1 pseudogene is annotated in these 573 nt (G+C 57.6%); it reads right to left on the bottom strand.

What is annotated here, in order from left to right:
• A pseudogene (locus RV1423_RS28290) lies at nucleotides 1-573 on the bottom strand (IS481 family transposase); the annotation flags it as partial.

The raw sequence follows: 573 nt of genomic DNA, 5'->3' as shown, positions 1-573 counted from the left end.
CACAGATTCCATTGGTCTGCGGATGCCGGACCTTTGTCTTGGTGTGCTCAATGTCCTTGAGGGCCAAATAGAGCTGGTAATCATGTGCTTCCGGCCGGCCGCAATACTCGGTGCCGCGGTCGGTCAGGACACGGATCAGCCCCATTTCTTGTTCCGCCAGGAACGGCAATACCCGGTCGTTCAGTAGATCGGCGGCGGTAATCGGTGTCTTCGTCGTATAGAGTTTGGCCGCTGCCCACTTCGAGTAAGTATCGACGAAGGTCTGCTGATAAATCCGGCCTACGCCCTTGATGGTGCCGACATAGAAGGTGTCCTGGCTGCCGAGATAATCTGGATGGGCCGTCTCGATTTCGCCGTGCGCCACATCGTCTTCCTGCTTCTTCTCGAGCGCAACGACTTGCGCTTCGGTCAACACTTCGCCAGTTTCGGCAACGTACCGCTCCAGCGCCGAGAGACGCTTCTTGAATGACTCCAGGTTGCGTCGGATCCATACCGACCGTACCCCCGATGGAGAAACGAAGATGCCGCGCTTACGCAGTTCGTTGGAGACACGGACCTGACCGAAAGCCGGCT

Source organism: Herbaspirillum sp. RV1423 (assembly GCF_000577615.1).
In the GTDB taxonomy this organism is placed as follows: Bacteria; Pseudomonadota; Gammaproteobacteria; order Burkholderiales; family Burkholderiaceae_D; genus Herbaspirillum.
The sequence above is the reverse complement of the archived record's forward strand: the minus strand, read 5'-3'. Positions and strand labels throughout refer to the sequence as shown.